At 63.7% G+C, this 1,324-nt stretch carries 1 protein-coding gene; it reads right to left on the bottom strand.

Annotated elements, in window-relative coordinates:
- A partial coding sequence (locus tag F3H98_RS30925; RefSeq protein ID WP_244622031.1) for a recombinase family protein occupies positions 1-1,306 on the bottom strand: 1,306 nt, incomplete at its 3' end.
- Between the last annotated feature and the right edge of the window lie 18 nt (positions 1,307-1,324).

Genomic DNA, 1,324 nt, shown 5'->3' with positions numbered 1-1,324 from the left:
GCTTACTCCCTGAACGCAAAAGGTAACTTTGGTCGGGGGTGGGCAATTTGCCGTTAGAAGGCAGCGGATCGCTGCCGTTCGAAGGCATGGCCGGGCGCGCGGGGATCGAGTGGCGGATGGTGATGGTGTCGCCATCCACCAAGACCTCCTTGACCAGCAAGCGGACGATTTTCTGGCGGTCGCTGATGTCCAAGGTTTCTGCCGATTGGCGTAGTCGTTGAAGGAAAGCGGTCAATGTCTCGGCCAAACGCAGGACCGCCATCCGGTCCGCGGCCTGATCGAGGATCGTCTGCAACTCGGCCTTCAATGCCTGTTCGCGGGCCCGCAGTTCAGGCATGCGAGAGCGCAGCTCGTCCAACGACAGGAGGTCTTCCTGATAGGCGGTCAGCAGGCGTTCCAGGCTTTTGCCGAGGCGTGTGAGGTCGCGTTCGACAGCCTCCTGCCGTTTCTTCGTCGGCTCAGCCGTACGAGCCGCATCGAGGCGACGGTCGAGCTCGGCGGTGATGAGCCCCGGATCTTCGATCAACCGCATCACCTCCTGCCACACGATGTGGTCGAGCAGGTCCTGGCGGATCGGGCGGCTGTCGCAGACGGATCCGCCGAGATGGCGCCAGCCATCCGAACCCAGGCAGCGGTAATAATGGATTTTGCGGACCGAGCTCCGGCTCGACGTGCGTGACAATGCGTAGCCGCATTTCTTGCATGACACCAGGCCCTGCACGATGCTGGGCTCAATGGTGCGCCGCGGCGCGAAGCGCTTGTTGTCGGCCAGGTGTTCCGCCGCTAAGGCGAAGGTCTCTTCGCTGACAAGGGCGGGGACCGGTATCTCGATCCATTCCTCGCGCGGCCGCTCGTGCGCACAGGTCTTTTCGCCATGAACCGCCCGACCCGACAGGCGGAATGGCTTCGTCACCTTTTGCCGTGGCCCGACCTTCGTCTTGTTGAAGCAGGCGGTGCCCTTATAGGCGGGATTGCGCAACATGCCCCACACGACCGAACGTTCCCAGCGGGTCACGCGCTTGCGTGTCGGCGGGGCCATTTCCCGCAGCAGCCGGGCGATGGCGCCGATGCTCAGGCCCTCGACCGTGTATTTGTCGAATATCAGCCGTACCACTGCCGCCTCGGCGGCGTCGATCTCGTAACGCGCCGGCGTCTCGGGCGTCTTGCGGATGTAGCGATAGCCATAGGGGCCCCCACCAAGCACCGAGACCTCGCCGGCTTTGGCGCGGTGACGCTTGCCGCGGCGGGAGCGTTCGAGAATCTGGGCCCGTTCGTACTCGGCGATCATGCCCTGGAACTGCAGCATCAGCTGATCTTCGGGCGT

Origin of the sequence: Neomesorhizobium albiziae, from assembly GCF_900114255.1 — a bacterium.
Lineage (GTDB): Bacteria > Pseudomonadota > Alphaproteobacteria > Rhizobiales > Rhizobiaceae > Neomesorhizobium > Neomesorhizobium albiziae.
The sequence above is the reverse complement of the archived record's forward strand: the minus strand, read 5'-3'. Positions and strand labels throughout refer to the sequence as shown.